Source organism: Bacillus sp. SIMBA_031 (genome assembly GCF_046535225.1).
Classification (GTDB): domain Bacteria; phylum Bacillota; class Bacilli; order Bacillales; family Bacillaceae; genus Bacillus; species Bacillus velezensis.
On sequence record NZ_JAWRXC010000001.1, the window covers coordinates 871,102 to 897,939 of the forward strand.

Consider the following 26,838-nt stretch of genomic DNA (forward strand, 5'->3'; position numbering starts at 1 on the left):
AGTGGGAAGGAATGATATCCGAAAAAATCAATATCTCACTGGACCATCCCATCATGAAGGGCCATAGGGTCTTTGGTGAAGCGGTATTGCCCGGTCTTGCTTATATCGATTTGATTTATCAGGTTTTTCAGGAACACGGTTATGTATACAATGAGCTCGAATTGAAGCACGTTACGATTTATCAGCCTTTAACCGTCAGTGAAACGGCTGCAATCATTCTGACCATTCAATGTTCTGATAGCGGAGATGGAAAGTGGCTCATCTCCCTTTCGGGGCAGAAACAGCAAGGTGACAAGCTGTCAGACAATATACAATATGCGACGGCTGAAATGGTGAAAAGAGACGCTGTGACATTTGACGAAACCATTGATTTCGGCGATGTAAAGCAATCAGGCAGATCTCTGAATCTTGATGACATGTATAACCGCTGCCTGGATCATGACTTGGTTCATTCCGGCATGATGAAATCGAACGGACGATTGTACGAAACAGAAGGCGGCATGCTGGCTGAGCTTTCTTGCGAAGAAGGAAAAGATTTCTTTTTATTCCATCCGGCTCTTTTGGATGCGAGCGGAATCGGGGCGAGCGGTTTGCTTTCTGAAACAAACCGGCTTCATCTGCCTTTATATTATGAATCGTTCACGGCCGCCGACAGGCTCCAATCAGAGTGCACGGCGCGTATCGCCGCTTCCGGCGTCCGTCAGGAAAAAGAACTCACAACGATGACAATCGAGTACTTCAGCCGATCCGGACAAAAGGTGGCGGAGCTTAAAAACATTACGGGAAAAGCGGTTCGGCTTGAAGAAGACGCGAATACAGCCGAACAGAATCAACAGGCTGCAGCTGAGCCGGAAAGCGCAGATGAAAAAGACATCATTCTGTTTTTAAAGAAGCTTTTGGCTGATAAGCTTGGGCAGCCTTGGGAGACGCTGGACGTTCTTGGAGGCTACTACGAGCTTGGGCTGGATTCATCTTCTTTGCTTGAGATTGTACAAGATATCAATAAAAAGACGGGTGCGGACCTCGCGCCCACTCTTCTCTTTGAATATACAAATATAAAAGAACTCGCAGCCTTTCTGAAAAAGACTGGTTCATTTCAATGTGCGGAACGTGCAGCCGAACCATCACGGTCTGAAGCTGAAGCACCGGACGCGCCAGAACATCATAAAAACACCGGAGACATCGCGATTATCGGAATGGCCGGCCGCTATCCGAAAGCGAAAAGTGTGGCGGAGTTTTGGGAAAACCTTAAGGCAGGCACGGATTGCATCACTGAAGTTCCGAAGTCCCGATGGGATTGGAAAACATATCAAAACGTAACGTCCCCGTCTGGAAAAACAGTATCAAAATGGGGCGGTTTCATTGACGATGCCGACTGTTTCGATCCGCAGTTTTTCAGAATCTCACCGCGTGAGGCGGAAATGATGGACCCGCAGGAGCGCCTGTTTTTAGAAACATGCTGGGAAACGATTGAAGATGCGGGGTATATACCTGAAACACTGGGGAATAAAGGGAAGAAACAGCATCCGATCGGCGTATTTGCAGGGGTGATGCATAAAGATTATTCCTTAATCGGCGCAGAACAATTATCTGAAACTGATCCTTTTCCGGTTTCACTGAATTATGCGCAGATCGCCAACAGAGTGTCCTATTATTGTGACTTCCACGGGCCGAGCATCGCGGTGGATACCGTTTGTTCCTCATCATTGACCGCCGTTCATCTGGCCATTGAAAGCATCCGCCGCGGCGAATGTGAAGCCGCGCTTGCGGGAGGGGTGAACTTGTCGCTGCACCCGGCGAAATATCTCAGCTACGGAAGCGTGGGCATGCACTCAAGTGACGGCCGCTGCCGTACATTCGGCGAGGGCGGGGACGGCTACGTTTCCGGAGAAGGAGTCGGTGCGGTCTTGCTCAAGCCGCTGGAAAAAGCCGAACAAGACGGCGACCGCATTTACGCGGTCATTAAAGGAAGCGCCGTTAACCACGTCGGGAAAGTAAGCGGAATTACCGTCCCGAGTCCTGCTGCACAGGCAGAAGTCATTAAGGCCTGTCTGAAAAAAGCAGGTATCAGCCCGCGGACCGTCAGTTATGTGGAAGCTCATGGAACGGGTACTTCGTTAGGAGACCCGATTGAAATTGAAGGTCTGTCAAAAGCGTTCAGCCAAGGGACGCAGGATCAGCAATTTTGTTCCATCGGTTCGGTCAAATCAAATATCGGTCACGCAGAATCAGCGGCGGGGATCAGCGGGTTAACAAAAGCAGCGCTGCAGCTTCATCACAAAACGCTCGTCAAATCACTGCATTCTGCGGAATTAAATCCTTACCTGAAATTTGAAGGATCTCCTTTTTACGTACAGCAGCAGACTGCTCCGTGGAAGCAGCCGGCAGCCGAAGAAAACGGAAAAGTCACACATTATCCGCGCCGGGCCGGACTCAGTTCCTTCGGTGCATCAGGTTCGAACGCCCACATCATTTTAGAAGAATACATTCAGCCTGAACAAAAAGCGGCTGCGCCTGAGAGCGATGCAGCAAAACTCATCCCGCTGTCAGCAAGAAATAAAGACAGGCTTCTGGCCTATGCGGAAAAATTAGCCCGGTCGCTTTCAGAAAAGACGGTGCTGTCTGAACTGGCTTATACACTTCAGACAGGACGTGAAGCAATGGAGGAGAGAGCTGTCTTCCTTGTAAATGACACCCGCGACTTGAAAGAAAAGCTGAATGATTTTGTGAAAGGAAACGAAAACATCCCCGGTCTTTGGCGCGGACAAGCCGAGCTGCCGGAACTGAGCGAAGCCGCTCCCGAGACGGATGATCCGATACGGCTTGCCGAGTTATGGGCAGAAGGGAAAATAATAGATTGGAATAGGCTGTACGCTTCGGGTAAACCGCGTAAAACAAGCGTTCCGACGTATCCGTTTGCAAAAGAACGCTATTGGATTCCGCAGCAGAAAAAACAGGAGAAAAGCCTTTCAGGCACAGTGCTGCACCCGCTTTTACAGGAAAATACGTCAGATTTTTCGCAGCAGCGCTTCACGTCTCTTTTTACAGGAGATGAATTTTTCCTATCTGACCATGTCGTTAACGGACAAAAAATTCTGCCGGGCGTCGCCTATTTGGAAATGGCCGCAGAGGCGGTCAAAAAGGCCGCTGCCGTGACGGAAAAAGACCATAGCGTCACACTCAGACAGGTCGTTTGGGTCCGGCCGGTCATAATTGAAGACAAACCGAAGGAAATACATATTGCCCTTTATCCGGAAGATGATGGTGAGATTACCTATGAAATATACAGTGAGGCAGAAAACGGCGAAGATCCCGTCATTCACAGCCAGGGTGAAGCGGTCATTACCGAACCGGGAAGCGCCCAGATAGATATCGAGTCTGTCAAAGCTTCCTGCAATTTAGGAACCGTAACTGCAGAAGAATGTTACGGAGCTTTTGAAAAGATCGGTCTGGATTACGGAGAGGCATACAGGGGCGTACAGCAATTGCTGATCGGAGAAGACCGATTATTGGCCCGTATTTCACTCCCAGCAGCCGTACATGACAAAAAAGAACAGTATACGCTTCACCCGAGTATGATGGACGCCGCTTTTCACGCCTCCGTCGGGCTGCTTGTCCGCTCGATACATGACGATGCAGACAGCCACGAGCTTTCTTTGCCGTTTGCGATGCAGGAAGTGGAAGTCTTTGGGCCGTGCCCTGAACATATCTGGTCATATATCCGGTACACAGAAGGCAGCAAAGCAGATGACAACGTAAGAAAATTTGACATTGATATGTGCGATGATGCCGGTACGGTTTATGTCAGGATGAAAGGCGCGTCCGTCCGGGCGCTTGACACAAGCCAAACAGCGGGCGGAGAAACCACGGAGGCGCCTGTCGGCCATACGATGCTGATTCCGGCTTGGGAGCCTGTTGCGCTTGAAAAAGCCGGGGAAGCAGCGGTGGATAAGCAGACGGCAGTATTCGGCGGAACGGATTCGAGACATACGCGCATAAAAGAACATCTGCCGAACGCTTCCTATTATCCGATCAGAGGTACGGATGATATCACATCTCTTACGCACATGCTTGAAGGACAAAAAGAACTGGAGCAAATCATTTGGCTTGCTCCGCAGGCTGAGAGTGCGGACAGCCTCAAGGAACAGGAAAGGAACGTCCTTCATGTGTTTAAGCTGATGAAAGCTTTACTTGCCTTAGGATACGGAGAAAAACATTTGGACTGGTTCATCGTCACGGCAAATGCCCAGCCGTTTTCCGATCAGGACAGCGCCGACCCGTCACAGGCCGCAGTCAGCGGACTTGCCGGAACAATGGCGAAAGAATATCCGCATTGGCATATCCGCATGCTTGACACAGAAACGGACGGCAGCTGGCCGATCGAAGAAGCGCTCAGTCTTTCTGCCGGGAAAAACGGTCAAATTTGGGCGTACCGCAACCAGCAGCTGTTTGAGCGGCAGCTGATACCGCTTGACAATATGCCGAAAAACGGCACGCTGTACCAAACAGGCGGGGTTTATGCCGTGATCGGAGGCGCCGGATATCTTGGCGAGGCATGGAGTGAATACATGATCCGCCGCTACAAAGCACGCATCATTTGGATCGGAAGAAGCACACTGAATGATTCCATACAGGCGAAACTCGACCGGCTCAGCGCATTCGGCCCGGCGCCTGAATATGTTTCCGCCGATGCCGCTGACAGTGCTTCCTTAGAGAGGGGTTATCAGTTCATAAAAGAGCGCCACACAAAAATGAACGGAATCATCCACTCGGCAATGGATCTGTCTGAGCAAAGCTTAAATAATATGAAGACAGAAGAGTTCAAATCGGTGCTGCGGGCAAAAGCCGATGTAAGTGTGTCCATGGCGGAGGTATTCGGACGGGAGCCGCTTGATTTTGCGCTCTTCTTCTCCTCGCTTGTGGCATTTATTCATAACGTGAAACAAAGCCATTATGCCGCAGGATGCGCTTTCAGTGACGCATTTGCGAAAGAACTTGATCAGACATGGAATTGTCCGGTCAAAGTGATGAATTGGGGCTATTGGGGCAACAGCGAAGCGGCTGAAGACGGCGATTTTATTCAGCTGATGGATCAAATCGGATTGGGATTGATCGAACCGGACGCTGCGATGGAGGCGCTTGAAACCCTTATGACGCTGCCGGTTAATCAAGCAGCCTTCATTCATACGACCAAACCGGTCGCAGTCGAAGGGATGAGTGAAAGAGAAAAGATTTCTGTTTATCCGTCTCAGCCGATTGTCTTTTCACAACAGCCGAAGGTCGCTCCGCCCGGCGCACGTCTTGTAAGAGAGGCTGAACATCAGGAGCTCGATGATTTTCTGTATCAGCTGTTGATCGCCCAGCTTAAAGAAGCGGACTTGCTGACGCCGCAAAGCCATAAAGTGTATGAGCCCGAGCATGAATACTTTAAAAAATGGCTCAAGCAAACGATCGCCTTCCTTCTGGAACATGGCTATCTGGAAGGGAATGCGGATTCATATAAACTGTCGGCGCGGGCCGAAAACACAACCGCCGCGCTATGGCAAAAATGGGAGCAGGAAAAAGAGGAATGGCTCAACAACGCCGATACAAAAGCGATGACTGTTTTAGCCGAGACGATGCTTAAAGCACTGCCGGACATTCTGCGCGAAGACGTGCCGGCGACAGATATCATGTTCCCGCATTCTTCAATGGAACTTGTTGAAGGAATTTATAAGCACAATCAAGTCGCGGATTACTTTAACAGCGCCCTGTCAGATACATTAACGGCTTATGTGAAAGAAAACACCAGCAAACATTCAAAAGCCGAGATCCGCATACTGGAAATCGGAGCGGGCACAGGCGGCACAAGCGCAGGCATATTTGAAAAGCTTAGGCCGTATCAAAATCATATAAAAGAATACTGTTACACCGATGTATCGAAAGCTTTTCTCGTGCATGCGGAGACGGAATACGGCAAACGGAATCCTTATCTGACGTATAAGCTTTTTAACGCAGAAGCGCCGCTTGCCGGCCAGGATATAGAGCCGGGCGCATACGACATCGTCGTTGCGGCCAATGTGCTCCACGCGACGAAAGACATCCGCCAGACGCTGAGAAACGCAAAAGCCGTTTTAAAAGACAACGGTTTGCTGCTCTTAAATGAAATGGCGGGAAACAGCCTGTTCCCGCATATTACTTTCGGACTGCTTGAAGGCTGGTGGCTGCATGAAGATTCCGCCCTTCGTATTCCGGGGTGCCCGGGCTTGTATCCGGAAAGCTGGAAGCGCGTGTTAGAAAGTGAAGGCTGGCATTCTGTCTTCTTCCCGGCGGAAGCGGCACATGAATTAAGCCATCAGATTATAGCGGCAAAAAGCAACGGCATTGTTCGCCAAAAAACGCTTCAAGCAAAGGCCGGAAAACGGACCGCTCCGCCAAAAGCAGTACATGCGCCGGAACTTCAGGCGCAAACAACGGTGCAAAAAGGCGACACGTCTTTAACAGAAAAAAGCACCGAGTACTTGAAAACGTTAATCGGAGAAACATTAAAAATTCCGCCGGCTCAAATTGATCCGAAAGCGCCGCTTGAAAAATACGGAATTGATTCTATCGTCGTCGTACAGCTGACAAACGCGTTACGAAATGTATTGGACCAAGTCAGCAGCACTTTATTTTTTGAATATCAGACGATTGAGGCGCTCGTCGCTCACTTAATCAAAACGAAAAAAGACGTGATGATCAAACTGACGGGACAAACGCCTGTTCAGGAAGAACGGAAGGCATCACCAGAACCGCAGGCTGTACAGCCGGCTAAGCCGCTTCGCACTGACTGGCGGCGGAGGGAAAAACGGGCAGCCAAAGAGACCGTCCGGCAAAGTTCGGTTCGCGACGTGGCCATCATCGGTGTTTCAGGACGCTACCCGCAGGCAAAAACAGCGGCTGAGCTTTGGGCTAATATTAAAAAAGGAAAAAACTGCATAGAAGAAATCCCGCGGGAACGCTGGAACTGGCGGGATTACTACGATGAAGAGAAAGGTAAAGAAGGCTCTATTTATACGAAATGGGGCGGCTTCATTGAGGATATGGACAAGTTTGATCCGCTGTTCTTTCAGATTTCTCCTTTGGAAGCAGAGCGAATGGACCCGCAGGAGCGATTATTTTTAGAAACGGCGTATGCGAGTATCGAGGATGCCGGCTATACGCCTGACAACCTGTGCCAAAGCAGAAAAATCGGTGTTTTTGCCGGTGCGATGAACAAAAACTACCCGACAGGCTACGGCTATTGGTCCATTGCCAACAGGGTATCTTACCTTTTTGATTTCCAAGGGCCGAGCATTGCCGTTGATACAGCCTGCTCCTCTTCTTTGACGGCCATTCATCTGGCGCTTGAGAGCATATACAGCGGTTCAAGCGAATGCGCGATTGCCGGGGGCGTAAACATAGTGACCGACCCGATCCATTATATGAATCTGTCAGTCATGAACATGCTTTCCGCAGGCGACACGTGCAAATCGTTCGGAGACCGCGCGGATGGTTTTGTCGACGGAGAAGGGGTAGGAGCGGTCGTGTTAAAGCCGTTAGACCGAGCGATTGCCGATAACGATCACATTTACGGTGTGATTAAAGGAAGCACCATTAACAGCGGAGGCAAAACGAACGGATACACCGTTCCGAATCCGAATGCGCAGGCCGCCTTAATAAAAGAAGCTTTCCAAAGAGCAAACGTCCCGGCGCGCACCGTCAGTTATATTGAAGCCCACGGTACGGGCACCGCATTAGGAGATCCGATTGAAATCGCTGGATTAACGAAAGCATTTGAAGAGGATACAACAGACAAACAGTTTTGCGCCATCGGCTCCGCAAAATCAAATATCGGTCATTGTGAAAGCGCCGCGGGCATTGCGGGTCTGACAAAAATATTATTCCAGCTCAAAGACCGCCAAATTGCGCCGTCCCTGCACGCGGAACAGCTGAATCCGAATATTGATTTCGCGTATACGCCGTTTGCCGTTCAGCAGGAGCTCGGTGAGTGGAAACGTCCCGTCATCGGCGGCAGAGAGCTTCCGAGAAGGGCGGGGTTAAGCAGCTTCGGCGCGGGAGGAGCAAACGCCCACCTCGTCATAGAAGAATATACGGCAGACAAAGAGCCTGATGAGACGCCGGCAGATCAGCCCGCCATCATCGTCCTGTCTGCGAAAAACAGCGAACGGCTCACTGAAAAAGCAAAACAGCTCAGAGACGCCATCCGTGAAAAAAGATACAGCGGCCGCGACCTTATGAGCATAGCCTTTACTCTTCAGACTGGCCGGGTGCCGATGGAAGAGCGTCTCGGTTTTATCGTCCATTCACTTCATGAACTTGAGGAAAAACTGAATGGATTTATCGCCGGACAAAACAGCGCCGGACTGCACCGTGACGGCACGGAAGAAAACAAACGGATGCTTGCCGTATTTTCGGCGGATGATGATATGGAAACAATCATAGACGCTTGGATCAGCAAACGGAAATATTCTAAGCTGCTTGAGCTTTGGGTAAAAGGATTGGACATCGATTGGGCGAAATTATACGGAGACCGTCCTCCGGCCCGCATCAGCCTGCCCGCTTATCCGTTTGCGAAAGAACGCTTCTGGCATCAGCAGCCTGTACAAAGCAAGGCCGCGCCCGTTAACGCGCCGTCTGATGAAAGTGATCCGGCGGAACAATTTGAAGTAATGGCTTTTAGAGAAGTTCTTAAAGAACAGGCTCTGCCGGCTGCCGGAGAAAAGCAGGTCAAAACGGTGATTTCTTTCTTATCTGATCAGAAGAAGCAGCAGGAAGCCGTCTCTGTGATCAAATCGTATGACAATGACATTGACGTTATTTTTATCGCTCAGGGAGACCGATATGAGGCTCTGTCCGCCGGCCGCTGCCAAGTGGTGCGGGAAGATCCGCAATCATATGTGAACGCTTTTGCGGATATTCAAAAAGAGTACGGTGAAGCTTCTGCCATTTTGTATTTATGGGCGCTTGAAGATAAAAGCTGCATCGAAGATTATTCATGTATCGTCCATATTCTCAAAGCAATGGCTGAGACCGGTCTGCAGCCGGAAAGGCTGTTATTGGCGGGGGAATATGCATCCGGTCTGGAAAGGTGCTACTTGGAATCATGGATCGGCTTTGAGCGTTCGCTCGGCATTGTTCTCCCGAAAACAAGTGTTACCGGCCACTTCAGAAAAGCCGGTGCGGCCATAACGGACTGGGTGAGAACCATTTGGGACGAGCTGAAAGCTGAAACAGACCATACTGTTTTCTTGGAAGAGGGAAAACGATATGTCTATCACACCGAACCAACCGGACTAACGAAAGAAAACAGCAGGATCAGAACCGGCGGAACATATCTCATTACAGGCGGATTAGGAGGGCTCGGCTACTTATTTGCCCGCCATCTGGCCCGGAACTACCAGGCAAATGTCATTCTCACGGGGCGGTCGCCGATCAATGAAGAAAAGAAAGAAAAAATGAAAGACCTGGAAAATCTCGGTGCGGGTGTTCTTTACGCCGAAGCCGATGTTTGTGATCCGATCGGAATGGGCGACTGCATCAAGCGCGCGAAAGAACGATTCGGAGCCATTCACGGCGTCATTCATGCGGCGGGCATCGAAAGCAGAACATCCGTCTTTGAAAATGAAATCGGGAATTTCCGCAGTACGCTTGAACCGAAAATAAACGGAAGCCTGCTTCTTGACGAGTGGCTGAAAAACGAAACGCCGGATTTCATCTGCTACTTTTCATCTACATCGGCTGTTTTAGGGGATTTCGGCTGCTGTGATTACGCGGTCGCGAACAGGTTCCAAATGGCGTATGCCCACTATAAAAACGAACAATCAGAAAGCGGAAACGCTTTTGTCATAAACTGGCCGGTCTGGAAAAACGGCGGAATGGCTGTCGGCGGTGAAGAGACGACGGGCATGTACCTGAAATCAAGCGGCCAGCGCCTGTTAGAAACAGATGAAGGCATTGAGCTTTTTGAGCGCATCATTTCTCAAGACAACACCCAGTGCCTTGTCATTGCCGGCGAAAGAAGCCGTGCCGAACGATTTTTAGGCATACGGCGGGACGATTCATCAAAACCGGATGCGCTTTTGGAAACCGTGAGCCGCCGCATCCCGGAAGAAAGCGCGGAAAAACGGCTCGAAGCGGATTTGAAAGAGCAGATACACAGTCTGCTGAAAATATCCAAAGATAAACTCGTCCTGCATAAAAACTGGGCGGAATTCGGATTTGATTCCATCTATTTAGCCAAATTTGCCGCTCTTTTGACGAGTCATTACGGCATTGAAGTCACTCCGGCGTTATTTTACAGCTATGCCACGCTCGGAGACGTCATGAGCTATTACCTGACAGAACATAAAGAAACGATCGAAACGTTTTACCGAACGGAAGAAACCGAAACAGAAGCCGCCGCTCCGGATAACAAGGAGTATACGGATCAGGAGATCATCGCCATGATGAAACAGGTCTCTGAGGGGACATTAGATTTTAAAAGAGTGCAAGACATCATAGAAGGGAGTAAGACCTATGAATCATAAAGAACTTCTCGATGCCTACAGATCAGGAACGCTCACCATCGCTGAAGTAGAACAAAAGCTTCAGGCTTCTAAGCGGACAACTGCAAAACGTCCGCTTTCAGAAGGCCAGAAAGGTTTGTGGATGCTTCAGAAAATGTTTCCGGAGATGAGCGCATATAACATTCCGTTATGCTTTCGTTTTCAAAATCTGGATATCGAGACATTCAAAAACGCTCTTTTGTCCGTGCAGCGCCAGCACCCTATTTTGACCAGTGTGATAAAAGAGGAAAACGGCCTTCCGTATCAGATAGAAGATACGGATCGGCATTTTCCGATTGAAGAAATGGATCTTTCTGACTTAAGCGGGCGTGATGCGCTTACGTTTATTAAAGAAAAAGCAAAAGAACCGTTCTCGCTTGAAACCGGGCCGCTCCTGCGTGTTCAAGTATTCCGGCGGGCGAAGCGGGAGTCGATTGTGTTAATCACCATTCACCATATCATTTTTGACGGCGTCTCTCTTATGACGTTTATGTCGGCGCTGCTGGACGCTTATGCAAAAGCAAGTGAAGGCAAAGAACCTGTCATGCTTCAGCAAGCCGCGGATTATCATGACTTTGTGAAATGGGAAAAAGAGCTGCTGGAAAGCGAAGCGGGAAAAAAGCATCTCTCTTATTGGAAAAAGCAGCTGGAAGGACCGCTGCCGGTGCTTGAGCTTCCGTCGGATTACCCGAGATCATCGGTCCAAACGTGCAGGGGGCAGGCGTATCAGCGCTTGCTTCCTGATGAACTGAACCGGCAGATTAAAGTTTGCGCCCAAAAACATAATGTCAATGAATCCGTTGTGTATCTCGCTATTTTCAAAGGACTGCTCTATCAATATACGAATCAGGAAGATGTCATCGTAGGCATGCCGACGATGGGGCGTTCTGAGGCTCAATTTGAGTCTGTCATCGGATACTTCATTAATATGATCGCGGTCAGAAGCAGGGAGACGGGCGCCAAATCTTTTACGTCGTTTTTGAAGGAGCTGCAGCTGACACTGGCAGAAGGGCTGGACCATGCCGCATATCCGTTTCCCGCGCTTGTAAAAGAATTGAAGACGGAACGCTCGCCTGCGGTGTCGCCTGTTTTTCAAACCGCGTTTTTCTATCAAAACTTCTTCCGGACTGAAGGAGCGGAAAAGCTGGCGGAACTATATCAATCACTCGGCATTGAAATGATAGAAGACATTCATCAGGAAGGCGAATTTGAGCTTGCGCTTGAAGTCTATAAAAAAGAAACGGGAACCGTCCTGCAATTTCTGTACAACCCGGATGTCTACAGCCCTTCTTTCATCGAACGGCTGGCGGAGCATTATATGAAACTGGCGGAAAAGGTGCTTTCTGATCCGGAGATCGCTTTTGAAGCCTGTTCCGGCCTGCTCAATCAAAAACGGGATGAAAGCCGTTCATCCCATCAGCCGAATGAGCGCTGCATTCATGAAGTGTTTGCGGAAAAAGCCGGACGCCACCCTGACAGAGAAGCCGTCACATTCGGTGAAAACAGTCTTACATATCGCGAATTAGATGAACGAAGCACGGCGCTCGCTGTGTACCTGCAAGAAAAGGGCGTCACACCGGAATGCCCGGTCGGCATTTGTACGGAGCGTTCTTTTGAGATGGTCATCGGCATCCTCGCCATTTTAAAAGCGGGAGGCGCGTATGTGCCGCTGGACCCGGCTTTTCCAAACGAACGGATGGCCCACGTGTTGACTGACAGCGGCGTGTCAATCGTATTAACGCAGGAAAAGACGCGCGGCATGATTGAACAGTTGGCCATCGGCGGTGTGAGCACGGTGGAAATTGAAAACAGCGGACGTTCTGTCAGCGGGGCAAAACTGACGCCGCGTTCAAAACCGCATCATCTCGCTTATATTCTATATACGTCCGGAAGCACGGGAAAACCGAAAGGCGTCATGGTTGAGCACAGGGCCATCATGAATACGCTGCAGTTTTTGGAAGCTGAGTATCCGGTCGCTCAAGAGGATGCCTATCTGTTAAAAACGAATTACGTATTTGACGTTTCGATTTCTGAATTATTCGGCTGGTTTATCGGAAACGGACGGCTTGTCATTTTGCCGCCTGGTGCAGAAAAAAATCCGCAGCTTTGCATGGAATACATCCAAACCCACCAGGTCACGCATCTGAATTTTGCGCCCGCCGTGTTTAATGTATTTCTGGAAACGGTAAAGCGGCATACGGCATTTACAGAAGCCGGCCCTGTGAAGTATGTGATGGTGGCCGGTGAGGCGTTTCCGAAAGATTTAGTCAAAAAGTCAGTTTCCATCTTCAAACATGCCAGAATTGAAAATATATACGGCCCGACGGAAACATCCATTTATGCCGCTTACTACAGCTGCGGCCAAAAGGAAATCACAAGCAGGAATACGCCGATCGGGAAACCGATTCACAATACGCGGCTTTATATCGTCGATGAAAAGCTCAGCCCCGTCCCTGACGGTGTGGCCGGGGAGCTTTGCGTGGCCGGCGCCGGCCTGGCCAGAGGCTATTACAATCAGCCTGAGCTGACGGCGGCATCATTTATTGATAATCCGTTTAGTGAAGGAGAAAAACTTTACAAGACAGGTGATTTGGCCAGATGGCTGCCTGATGGAAATATAGAATATGCCGGCCGGATTGACAGTCAGGTGAAAATTCGCGGCTTCCGCATCGAATTGGGAGCGATTGAAACGAAATTGAGCGAACATCCGGATATCCTTGACCAGGCGGTTGTGGTTCAGGAAAAGAACGGACATAAAAAGCTGATTGCTTATTATACGGCCCGCTCCGGTCATACGGCAGACGAAAAAGCGCTCCGCAACCATCTTTTATCAAGCCTGCCGGATTATATGGCGCCTGCCCATTTTATCCGCCTGGATGCGCTGCCGTTAACACCGAGCGGAAAAGTGAACCGCAAAGACCTAAAACAGCGCAAGGTAATCGTTCACCGGTCTGAAAAGACGGGCAGACTGCCGTTATCAGAAGCGGAAGCGAAAGTGACCGCAATATGGGAAGACCTGCTGAATACGGCGGGCATCAAAATCGAAGACGGCTTTTTCGATGTGGGAGGCGACTCGCTTCTGGCTGTTGCGGCGGCAGAACGCATTAAACAGGAGCTGGAATGCGATTTTACCGTCACGGATTTATTCGAACACTCTACCATTCAGGCGATCAGCCGATTTATTGTTGAAACAAAACAGGCGGCTGAATCAGAGGTGTCCGGCCAAGATGAAAGAGAAAAAGAACATACACCGCAAAACGGGATGCCGTCTTACTTTGAAGACAGTGTGGCGATAGTGGGGATTTCCTGCCAGTTCCCCGGCGCGAAAAATCATCATGAGTTTTGGAAGCAGTTAAGAGAAGGAAAGGAAAGCGTCCGGTTCTATTCGGAAGAAGAACTTCGGGAAGCCGGCGTGCCTGAAGATTTGATCGAAAATCCCGACTATGTGCCGGCATTATCGACGATAGAAGGAAAAGATCTCTTTGACCCTGAGTTCTTTCACATTTCTCCGAAAGACGCAGAATTTATGGATCCTCAGCTTCGGCTTCTGCTGCTTCATTCTTGGAAAGCCGTCGAGGACGCGGGATATGTATCGAAAGAGATTCCGAAGACAAGCGTATATATGTCGGCAATCAATAATTCGTATCGGTCGCTTTTGCCGGAAAAAACGACAGAAGGCCATGAATCTCCCGACGGCTATGTGTCATGGGTGTTAGCGCAGAGCGGCACGATTCCGACGATGGTTTCCCATAAGCTCGGATTAAAAGGGCCAAGCTATTTCGTTCATTCCAATTGCTCATCATCATTAGTCGGTCTTTATTCAGCCTACAAAAGCATAACGAGCGGAGAATCGGAATACGCGCTCGTCGGCGGAGCAACTCTGCATGCAGCGACCGGCATCGGCTATGTGCACCAAAACGGATTGAATTTTTCAAGCGACGGGCATGTCAAGGCATTTGACGCTTCAGCCGACGGTATGGCGGGCGGAGAAGGAGCGGCCGTCATTCTGCTGAAAAAGGCGTCACAAGCCGTTCAGGACGGAGATCACATATACGCCATGCTCAGAGGCATCGGTCTGAACAATGACGGAGCGGATAAAGTCGGTTTTTACGCACCGAGTGTAAAAGGTCAGACTGACGTCATCCAGCATGTTTTAGACAGCACGAATATTCACCCGGAGACGATTTCCTATATCGAAGCGCACGGCACTGGAACGACATTGGGTGATCCGATTGAAATGTCCGCGCTGCAGCAAGTGTATAAACGTTACACGGACCGGGAGCAGTATTGCGGGATCGGCTCCGTAAAAACGAATATCGGACATTTGGATACAGCAGCAGGTCTGGCCGGGTGCATCAAAGTCGCCATGAGTTTATATCATCGGGAGCTGGCGCCTACCATTAATTACACGTCACCGAATCCGAATATCAAATTCAGCGGTTCGCCGTTTTATGTGGCGGATAAGAGAAAACCGCTTCCGGAGAGAGAAACGCCGCACCGCGCAGCGTTAAGCTCATTCGGACTCGGAGGAACAAACGCACACGCCATTTTTGAACAGTATGAAAACAAAACGATCAGCGGATCAAATGACGGACAGCCGCCTTATATCGTTCCGCTGTCAGCGAGAAATAAGCAGCGTCTTACTGCCTATGCATCCTGTTTATCCGGCTTTCTGGATGAAGCCGAAAACGATGTTTCCTTGCATGATCTGGCATTTACGTATCAGACCGGACGTGAAGCGATGGAAGAGAGAGCCGTTTTTATCAGTCATGATCGTCACGATTTGAAGCGTCAGCTGCAGGATTTCATCAACGGCAATGACCAAAACATCTTACGGGGCGAAAAAGTGAGAAGCAGAGAAGTGTCAGCTCAGGAGATGGAAGAGCTTGCGGCATGTCAGACACGGGATGAAAAGCTGAAAGCACTCGCAGCGCTCTGGGGTGAAGGAGCGCGTGTCGATTGGCGCTTATTGTATCAGGATTCCGCGCCGCAAAGAATCAGTGCGCCGACCTACCCGTTCGCAGAGGAGCGCTTCTGGCCGGAAGAAACGGTGAAGCAAACGGATACCAAGCTTTTGCATCCGCTGGTACATCAGAATACATCCGTCTTGCAAGAGCAGCGGTTCAGTTCGGAATTCACGGGAAAAGAGTATTTTATTGCCGAGCATATCATTAAAGGAATGGCAATCGTGCCGGCTGCCGTTACCCTTGAGATGGCACGGGCCGCGGCGGAGAAAAGCATCGGCGGGGCAACAGAGGATTCTCTGGGCTTGCGCTTAAAGAATATTGTATGGGTCCGCCCGGTGATAGTCGATCAGGAGGCTGTCCGTGTCCATATCGGACTTTATGAAGAAGAGGACGGACAGATTCAATACAGAATGTACGGGGGTAACGATTCTATCGGTGAAGAAGCTCCTCTTTATAATCAGGGCATTGCTGAAATCATCCGGAAGGAATCGGAGGAAGCGGCGGATATTGAGCAGCTGAAGCGCCGGTGCACACAGGGAACAATCGAATCTCAAGCGTTTTACAAAGGAATGATCGGTGCTGATTACGGGCCCGGATACAAAGGGGTGCAGCTTGTATACAAAGGCGAAGACCGGCTGCTTGCTAAATTGAAGCTTCCTGAATCCGTCTCTCATACAAAAGCTGATTATATCCTTCATCCGAGTATGATGGACGGTGCGCTTCAGGCCGCCGAATATTTGCAAAACGTGACGAGAGCGCTGCTTGCAGACAGCGGGGAACCATTCAAAGCCGCATTGCCGTTTGCTTTAGAGGAGCTGGACGTTCTGAATCCGTGCGCTGATGATATGTGGGTGCAAGTCACATTCAGTGCGAACAATAAAGCCGGCGATCCTATCCAAAAAGCCGATATTGATCTATATGACAATAACGGCGGGCTTTGTGTGCGGATGAGAGGTTTCTCAACGCGGATCATGGAAGAAAACGCGGATGCCGGCGTTTCGGTCAGCCGTACGGACACATTGCTCGCTGAACCGGTCTGGAAAGAGCAGCCGGAACCGGCGGACCACGAGCCAACGTATGAAGAGCATATCATTTTCCTTTGTGAGTACGATGAAGCCGTAAAACAAGCTGTCGAAGCAAAGCTTGAACATGGAAGCGTCATTATCTTGGACGATCGTCCCGCATCTATTGCAGAGCGGTATCATTCTTATGCGGGCCAGCTGTTTGACCATATCAAAACCATAATGAAAAGCAAGCCGAAGGGCCGCGTTCTATTTCAGGCTGTTACGCGGTCAGCAGGCTTACAGCAGGTGTTCTCAGGCATTACCGGCCTCTTCAAAACCGCATGCCTTGAACATTCCAAGCTGATCTGTCAAATGATCGAAGCCGAAGAGAAAGAAAGTGCTGAAGGCATAGCGGAAAAAGCGTCCGAAAACCGTATGCATGCCGAAAGCGTCCATGTGAAATATGAAAACGGCAAGCGCTTTGCCGCTGATTGGGGAGAGATGGATATTTCTCAAGCGGAGCCGGACATTCCGTGGAAAGACGAAGGCGTTTATCTCATTACAGGAGGTGCCGGAGGTTTAGGTCTGATCTTTGCAAAAGAGATCGCAAACCGTACAAAAGACGCCGTCATCATACTAACCGGCCGGTCCGCTCTCAGAGAAAAGCAGAAAGACATGCTGGAAACAGTACGTGCTGCCGGCGCTTCTGTTTTCTACGAGCAGACCGATGTCACGGACGAAGCAGAAGTATACCGATTGATCCGCAATATACGCAAACGGCACGGCAGGCTGGACGGGATTGTTCACAGTGCCGGCATTATAAAAGACAACTACATGGTGAAGAAGACGGCAGAGGAATACCAACACGTTCTCGCTCCGAAAGTGAAGGGCCTTGTGTATCTTGATGAAGCGTCACAACATGAGAAATTAGATGTCTTTATTGTCTTTTCATCCTTATCAGGTGTGCTTGGAAGCGTCGGCCAGGCTGATTATGCGTCTGCAAATGTCTTTATGGAGATGTATGCAGAGTACCGCCGTTCTTTACAAGCCGCAGGACAAAGATACGGAAAGACGCTTTCTGTCAGCTGGCCGTTATGGAAAGAAGGCGGAATGCAGACAGGAAAGCAGACGGAAGATATGCTGATGCAGGAGGCGGGAATCGCACCGCTCGGCACAGATGCCGGCATCAAGGCCTTGTATCAAGGCTTGATGAGCGGGACAGCCCGGATGACGGTTCTTGAAGGAGATGTGAAACACATGAAAGCAAAACTGTTCCGCAAAGAGAATGATCATCCGGAAGCAGAGACCGGCGTACGTCATGACATTGATACTGACAGCCTGCTTGAAAAAGTGAAGCATCTGTTAAAACAGCAGACGGCCTCACTGTTAAAAGTAAACATTGACAAAATTGATCCTCATGAAGAAATGACAAAATACGGGCTGGATTCTATCTCGATGACTGAGTTTACGAACCAGTTAAACAAAACGTACCGGCTTACGTTAACGCCGACGATTTTCTTTGATCATCCGACAATCCATGAATTTGCCGTTCATTTAATCAGTGAATACGAAGAGGAATTTGCCGGACGGTTTGCGGTAAATACAAAAACGGTTCAATCGGCAAGACCGGTAAAAGAGACTCAAATCACGCGCCCGGCCGTTAAGCGACGCCGCACTCTGCCTGAGACACTTCCGCAGACAGTGCAGCGGGACCAAGGGCCGGAACCGATCGCAATCGTAGGCATCAGCGGGATTTTCCCGATGGCAGAAGACATTGAAGCTTTCTGGCAGAACCTGAAAGAAGGCAAAGACTGCATGACCGAGATTCCGAAAGGCCGCTGGGACTGGCGGGACTATTACGGGGATCCCGCAAAAGAAGCCAATAAAACAAACGTCAACCAAGGCGGGTTTATTGACGGAATTGCTGAATTCGATCCGTTATTTTTCGGGATTTCACCCCGGGAAGCGGAGCAAATGGACCCTCAGCAGCGCCTCTTGCTGACGCACGCGTGGAAAGCGATTGAAGATGCCGGATATGCGTCAAAGAGTCTCTCAGGCACAAAAACAGGTGTGTTTATCGGGACCGGAAATACCGGCTACGGTTCTCTTTTAGCCAATGCCGATGCGGAGATTGAAGGGTCATCCGCGGCGAATACAAGTCCGTCTGTCGGACCGAACCGTGTCAGCTATACGCTCAATCTGCACGGGCCGAGCGAGCCGATTGATACCGCCTGCTCAAGCTCGCTCGTTGCCATACACCATGCCGTTTCTTCAATTGAAGAAGGAACGTGCGACATGGCTTTGGCGGGAGGAATCAATACGATTGTTCTTCCGGATGTGTATATCAGTTTTGACAAAGCGGGCGCGCTGAGTAAAGAAGGAAGATGTAAAACGTTCTCTGATCAGGCTGACGGTTTTGCCCATGGTGAAGGGGCAGGGCTCTTTTTCCTCAAAAAGCTGAAAGCCGCTGAGGCGGATGGGGACCATATTTACGGCGTCATTAAAGGAAGCGCGGTGAATCACGGCGGCCGTGCGGCATCTTTAACAACGCCTAATCCGAAACAACAGGCGGAAGTCATTAAAGCCGCGTACAAAAAAGCGGGCATTGATCCGAAAACAGTCTCTTATATCGAAGCGCACGGCACCGGAACAGAACTGGGGGATCCCGTTGAAATTAACGGCCTGAAACAAGCGTTCAGCTCGTTTGCAGACGGAAAAGAGAAAGCGGCCGGCTATTGCGGTTTAGGGTCAGTCAAAACGAATATCGGCCATTTATCCCTTGCCGCGGGAGCAGCGGGCATTATTAAAATTTTGCTGCAGATGAAGCATCGGACATTAGTAAAAAGTCTCCACTGTGAGACGGTAAATCCGTACATTCAGCTTGAAGACAGCCCGTTTTATCTGGTGCGGGAGACGATGGAATGGAAGACGCGGACGGACGAACGTGGAAACGAACAGCCTCGCCGCGCGGGCATCAGCTCATTCGGCATCGGAGGCGTAAATGCCCACGTCGTCATCGAAGAATACATCCCAGAAGACAGAGAGGAAGCAGATGATTCTCATATCGATCCATGTCTTTTCGTTCTGTCCGCCAAAAATGAAAAACGCCTGAAAGAGCAGGCAAAACAGCTGAAACGTGCGCTTACTGAAAAACGGTACGATCAATCCTCCCTCGTTTCTATGGCATATACCCTCCAAATCGGAAGGGACGCCATGGAAGAACGCCTGGCGGTTATTGCCGGATCCGCGGAAGAACTGCAGGAAAAACTGTCACAGTTTATCACTGGAGATAAGCACGCGGATTTGTACAGAGGAAGAATAGACAAAGGCACCCTGCAAATGCTGACGGAAGATGAAGAAATTCAAGAAGCCGTTGAAAAATGGATGGCACGCGGCAAATACGCGAAGCTGCTTGAATTATGGGTCAAAGGGCTGAACGTCGATTGGGCGAAGCTGTATGGAGACCGGCCGCCTAAACGTATGAGCCTGCCGTCGTATCCTTTTGCAAAAGACCGCTATTGGGCGGCGAAACATACCGGAAAACACGAAAAAATAAGCACTGTGTCTGCCGGAAAACAAGACGCGCTTCATCCGCTTCTGCACAGAAATACTTCAAACCTTGCAGAACAGCGGTTCAGCTCAACCTATACAGGAGAAGAATTTTACCTTGCGGACCATGTTGTAAAAGGCGTGCCGATTTTACCGGGGGTGGCACATCTTGAAATGGCGCGCGCAGCAATGGAACAGGCATCTGAAGTTCCGGCCGGACAAGGAAGCGTCAAGCTTAAGAATACGGTTTGGGTGCGGCCGATCACCATTGAAGACGAGCCGGTTCATGTCAACATCCGTCTCATTCCTGAAACGGCAAATGACGTTCAATTCGACATTTACAGCGGCCGGGAAACAGATCAGCCGTCCGTTTACAGCCAAGGGGCAGTATCAGTCCGCCCTGACGCCGAGGCTCCGGTCATTGATCTCCAAAAGCTGAGATCACAATCCGCCGAGACACCGTTTTCTGCAGATGAAGTGTACGATATGTACCGCAAAATCGGTTTTGATTACGGCCCGGCTTTCCGGGGTGTCAAAGCGATTTATACAGGTGATGATTTCGTATTGGGCAGACTGTCTCTTGATGCGGCTTGTGCGGACACGGTACAGGAGTATGTCATGCATCCGGGCTTAATGGACTCTGCATTGCAGGCATCAAGCATATTAACCGGAACAAATGATGAAAAACTGATGCTTCCGTTTGCGGTTCAGGAGCTTGAAGTATTCAGCGCCTGCGCTGCCGAGATGTGGGTTTACGCCAGACTTTCTGAAGACCACAAAGCCGGCCAGATTGAAAAACGTGATCTTGATATTTGTGATGAAAACGGCAAGGTGTGCGTAAGGCTGAAAGGTTTGTCATTCAGAACGGCTGAAAAAGAACCTGAGAAAAAAGAAAAAGCTCCGGGAACGCTCATGCTTGAGCCGGTATGGAGCCGAAGCGATGAAACCGCCGTTCAAACGGAACCGGTTTTTGCCCGGCATATCGTGTTGCTTTGTGACACAGACGCCGGATTGAAACAAGCCGTTGAAGCCGCGGGAGCTGAATGTATTGAAATGACCTCCCCGCACGGGAAAGCGGCGGCGCGCTTCCGTGATTATACAGGACGGATATTGGAGACGCTGCAAAAACTGCTGAAGGAAGAGACGGATGGAGACGTCCTCATCCAGACGGTTCTCTCTAAAACAGATAAGCATCAGCTGCTCTCAGGCATTTCAGCTCTGTTAAAAACAGCCGGCCTGGAACATAAAAAACTGAAAACCCAGCTGATTGAAATAGAACCGGCGGAAAACGGAAAAATCACAGACATCATCAGAGAAAATAAAACACGGGCTGATGACAGCCATATCAAATATGAAAACGGCATCCGATACAGCGCAGATGTCAAAGAAACGGCCGTGTCCGGCGGCAAAATACGCATTCCGTGGAACGACGGAGGCATTTATCTCATTACCGGAGGAGCCGGGGGCTTAGGCTTTATTTTCGCGAAAGAAATCGCCCGCAAAGTCAAAGAGCCGACACTGGTTTTGACAGGCCGTTCCGCTTTAAGCGAGAATCAGCGGATGCAGCTGCAATCGCTTGAATCACTCGGAGCAAAAGCGGAATACAAGCAGGCTGACGTAACAAACGCTCAAACTGCGGCAGACCTGGTCAAAACAATTGAGACGGAATATGGCGGCCTTCACGGCATCATTCATAGCGCGGGTGTGATGAAAGATCAGTATATCGCAAAGAAAACAACCGAAGAGTTTTACAGTGTATTGGCTCCTAAAACGGACGGATTTGTCAACCTTGATGAAGCAACCGAGCATTTAGCGCTGGACTTTTTCATCGTTTTCTCATCCATTTCCGGCGTCACCGGGAATGCGGGACAGGCGGATTATGCGGCGGCAAACGCATTTATGGACAGCTATGCGGCATACCGCAACGCACTGGTTACGGCAATGTACCGCCACGGACATACATTGTCGGTCAATTGGCCGCTTTGGAAAGACGGCGGAATGCAAGTCGATGAAGAAATGGCGAAGCACACCGAAAAAAGAACCGGCGTAACGCCGATGCGCACTGAAACCGGAATAGAAGCTCTTTACAAAGCATGGAGCACGGGGAAAACAAGCGTGCTCGTCATGGAAGGAAACGGCGCCGTAATGCGGGAAAAGCTGCTTCAAAAGACTCCCGCAGCCGCTTTTGCACCGGTTAAGAAAACGGAGGAAACGCCTGCGCCGAAAGACCTGACGGCAAAACTTCAGGAATTGCTGGCAAAAGAGGTTTCCGGGCTTCTGAAAATCAACATTGAAGAAATCGATATCGAATTGGAGTTCAATCAATACGGATTTGATTCCATTACGCTGACGGAATTCGCCAACAAGCTGAATGACACTTATCAGCTTGATCTGACACCGACCGTATTTTTTGAATATGCGACGATTCAAGCCTTGGCGCATCATTTAGCAGAAGACTATCAAACACAATTTGCCGGCAGCACACAGCCGAAAGAAGAAAAACAAAGCGGCGTAACTGATGATGGCGGTATCAGACTGGCAGGGAACAAACGATTTGCAAAAACTGCCGTACAGCCTGTTCAGACGGCGGCTGAACATAAACCGGAACCGATCGCCATTGTCGGCATGAGCGGGGTGTTTCCGAAGGCCGCAAATATTGATGAGTATTGGCGCAACTTAGAAGAGGGAAAAGACTGTATAACAGAGGTGCCGGCGGATCGCTGGGACTGGCGGGAGTATTACGGTGACCCGCTTAATGAAGCCAACAAAACAAATGTAAAGTGGGGCGGATTTATTGACGGAGTTGCGGATTTTGATCCGCTGTTCTTCGGAATTTCACCGCTGGAAGCCGAACAGATGGATCCCCAGCAGCGCTTGTTAATGATGTATGCGTGGAAGGCGATAGAAGATGCGGGATATTCCGCTAAAAGCCTTTCCGGCACGAAAACAGGCCTGTATATCGGCACGGGGAATACCGGATACGGCTCACTGTTTTCCGACCTGGATATCGGCGGTGCGTCAGCCGCAAATATGAGTCCGTCAGCGGGGCCGAACCGCGTCAGCTATATGCTTAATCTGCACGGGCCGAGTGAACCGATCGACACGGCTTGTTCCAGCTCGCTGGTCGCGATTCATCACGCCGTATGCGCCATTGAAAACGGGAACTGCGATATGGCGATCGCCGGCGGCGTGAATACCGTCGTCACTCCGCAAGGCCACATCGCTTATGACAAAGCGGGAGCGCTGAGCAAAGAAGGGAAATGTAAAACATTCTCCGACAGGGCGGACGGATTTGCCGTCAGTGAAGGTGCCGGAATTCTGTTTTTGAAAAAGCTGTCAGAAGCGGAAAAAGCGGGCGATCATATTTACGGCGTCATTAAAGGCAGCGCGGTCAACCACGGCGGACGCGCGAACTCCTTGACGACACCGAACCCGAAAGCCCAGGCGGAAGTCGTCAGAACGGCTTATGACAAAGCCGGCATTGATCCGAGAACCGTCACTTATATAGAAGCGCACGGAACCGGAACGGAGCTTGGCGATCCGGTCGAAATCAACGGCCTGAAATCCGCCTTTCAAAAGCTGTACGAAAAAACAGGCGATTCCGCCGTTTATGCGAGTCACTGCGGTCTGGGTTCGGCCAAAACCAATATCGGCCACCTGTCACTGGCAGCCGGTGTCGCGGGTGTGATCAAAGTGCTGATGCAGATGAAGCATAAAACACTTGCAAAAAGCCTCCACAGCGAGGTCATCAACCCGTATATCAAGCTGAAAGACAGTCCGTTTTACATCTTACAGGAAAAAAGAGAATGGACGGCATTGAAAGACGAAAACGGCAATCATCTGCCGCGCCGTGCGGGAATCAGTTCTTTCGGCATCGGCGGCGTAAACGCCCATGTCGTCATTGAAGAATATATCCCGAAGGTAGAAAGAAAAACAGCTGTTTTCACACACCCTCAAATCTTTGTGCTGTCGGCCAAAGAAGAAGAGCGTCTGCAGGAACAGGCGCAGCAGCTGGCGCAAGCTTCTTTTACGGATGCGGATCTTGCCGATGTTGCTTACACGCTTCAGCAGGGACGTGATGCGATGGAAGAAAGAGCGGCCATTATCGCTTCCTCGGCCGAAGAACTTCGGGACAAGCTAAAGAGCTGTGCGAAAGGACGTTATGATATAGCGGGCATTTATAAAGGAAAAGTGGGTAAAACCTCCCTGAAGTCCATTCTGGCAGGCGCAAACGGCGAAGCGGATATCGAAGAGCTGATAAGCCGCCGAGAGAATGACAAGCTTGCGGAATTATGGGTGCAGGGCGCGGATATCAAGTGGGACGGCTTATATTCTGATATCAAGCCCCAACGGATGAGTCTTCCTGCTTACCCGTTTGCGAAAGAGCGGTACTGGATCACGGACAACCGGCCGAAAGCAGAGAAACCGCAAGCTGTGCCGACGTCGCGGGTACTGCACCCGCTGCTTCACGAAAATGTATCAGATTTAACAGAGCAGCGGTACCGATCCGAATTTACGGGACAAGAGACGATTTTCACCGATCATCTTATTAAAGGCAAGCCGGTTATGCCGGGCGTTGCCTACTTGGAAATGGCTAGGGCGGCGGTTGCTCAGGCAGTCAAAGGGCAAAAGGAAGTTCCGTCTGTCACCCGCCTGAAAAACATCGTTTGGGTTCGGCCGATCGAAGCGGGAACCCGCCCGATTGAAGCGCAAATCAGCCTGATTCCGAGGGAAGACGGTGAAATCGTGTATGACATTTACACGGACTCACAAACAGAAGCAAGCGGCAGGCAGATACACTGTCAGGGGGCTGCCGGCATTCTCAGCGCCGGGGAGGCTCCGCACCGTGATATAGGCGCACTGAAAGCTCAATGCGGCCTCAGTATACTGACTTCTGAACAGTGTTACGGCTTATTCAGCAAAATCGGCATTGAATACGGTCCAGGACAACAAGGAATTCAGCAGATTCATATCGGAAGCAATCAAGCATTAGCTGAGCTCCGGCTGCCTTCCTTCCTCGAAGAAACGGCAGATCAATACGTTCTTCACCCGTGTATGCTTGATTCAGCTTTGCAAGCGACAATCGGTCTGAAGCTTCACGCAGATGATAACCAGCTGTCACTGCCGTTCGCCCTTGAAGAACTGGACATTTTCAGTCCGTGCACGACAAGCATGTGGGCGTACGTCAGCTCCCGGGGAACGGATGAAAAAATACAGCGTATGGACATTGACTTATGCGATGAGACCGGCCGGGTCTGTGTCAGAATTAAAGGGATTTCTTCCAGAATGATGGAAGGCTCCGCGCCGGAAACATCATTAAATGGAGCAAACCTTCTGGCTCCGGTGTGGGATCTCGCGGACTTCCGTGATCAAAGCCCGGCATATAAGACGGAAGAGGTTGTCTTTATCGCGGGGGATGAGGAAAGCGCGGCTTTTCAATTGCATCATCCTTCTGCGAAACGGCTCCATATCAACCCGGAGGATGAAATAGAGGCTGTTGCAGCTGAACTGAAAGCAACAGGGTCTTTCGGGCATATCGTATGGATCGCTCCTTTTCACAGCGCTGATGACATGGTGAAAGCTCAGGATGCGGGCGTCATCCAGATGTACAGAGTGATTAAGGCAATGCTTGCTTTAGGATATGGAGGCAAGCGAATCAGCTTGACTGCAGTCACAATAAAAACACAGTCCGTACAGCCGGCGGACATTATTGATCCGGCTCATGCAGGCATTCACGGTTTGGTCGGCTCGCTCGCAAAAGAGTATCCGAACTGGCAAACAAGGCTGATTGATGCCGGATGTCCGGAAGATGTTTCAAAGGCGGAGCTGTTCTCAGCGCCGTTTGATGAGCAAGGCAATACATGGGCGTACCGGAACAATCACTGGTACAAACAGCGCCTTATTCCTGTACAGCAGCCGGTGTCAAGCCGGCCCGCTTACCAAAAAGGCGGCGTTTATGTCGTCATCGGCGGCGCGGGGGGCATCGGCGAGGCATGGAGCGAATATGCCGTGAAAACATATCAGGCGCGAGTCGTTTGGATCGGCAGACGAAAACATAACAGCGCCATCCAGGAAAAAATCGACAGACTCAGCCAATTCGGCCCGGCGCCGATTTATATTGAAGCTGACGCGGCAAATCCGAATGAGCTCACACGGGCGTATGAAACGATCAAACGCACGCACCCGCAAATTAACGGAATCATCCATTCCGCAATTGTTTTAGAGGATCAGAGCCTGGCAAATATGCCGGAAAGCCGTTTTAAAAGCGTGCTCGCTGCAAAAGTCAATGTCAGTGTGAATATGGCCCGCGTGTTCCGAAATGAGCCGCTGGACTTTGCTTTGTTCTTCTCATCTGTTCAATCATTTGCACGAGCGGCCGGACAAAGCAATTATGCTGCCGGATGCAGTTTCAAAGATGCCTTTGCCGCTCATTTGGCTAAAACGCGGCCGTATTCGGCGGCAGTGATGAATTGGAGCTACTGGGGCAGTGTCGGAATCGTATCATCTGCCGAATATCAAGAACGGATGAAACAGGCGGGAGTCGGATCAATTGAAGCGCCGGAAGCAATGGCGGCGCTTGAACGATTGCTCGGCGGCCCGTTGAATCAGTTCGTCATGATGAAACAGGCGGAAGAGCCGGAGGAAAAACCGGAAGAAATAATAGAAGTATACCCTGAACATCACCGCTCGGCGATGCAAAAACTGCGAAGCTATCAGCCTAAAGTAACAAGACATGTACAACAATTGAGTTAA

2 protein-coding genes are annotated in these 26,838 nt (G+C 50.3%); both read left to right on the top strand.

Annotated features, from left to right (window positions below; genetic code table 11):
* Positions 1 to 11 precede the first annotated feature (11 nt).
* Positions 12 to 10,547 carry a type I polyketide synthase gene (locus SB724_RS04185; protein ID WP_410570173.1) on the top strand — a complete coding sequence of 3,512 codons (10,536 nt, stop codon included), beginning with the start codon at positions 12 to 14 and terminating at the stop codon, positions 10,545 to 10,547.
* Complete coding sequence (locus tag SB724_RS04190; protein WP_410570175.1) at positions 10,537 to 26,838, top strand: non-ribosomal peptide synthetase; 16,302 nt, start codon at positions 10,537 to 10,539, stop codon at positions 26,836 to 26,838. Before SB724_RS04185 ends, SB724_RS04190 begins: the two co-directional genes overlap by 11 nt.

What these genes read in the sequence shown, in the direction of transcription:
- SB724_RS04185 (WP_410570173.1), top strand. Translation starts at nt 12, where the DNA reads ATGATATCCGAAAAAATCAATATCTCACTGGACCATCCCATCATGAAG.
- SB724_RS04190 (WP_410570175.1), top strand. Translation starts at nt 10,537, where the DNA reads ATGAATCATAAAGAACTTCTCGATGCCTACAGATCAGGAACGCTCACC.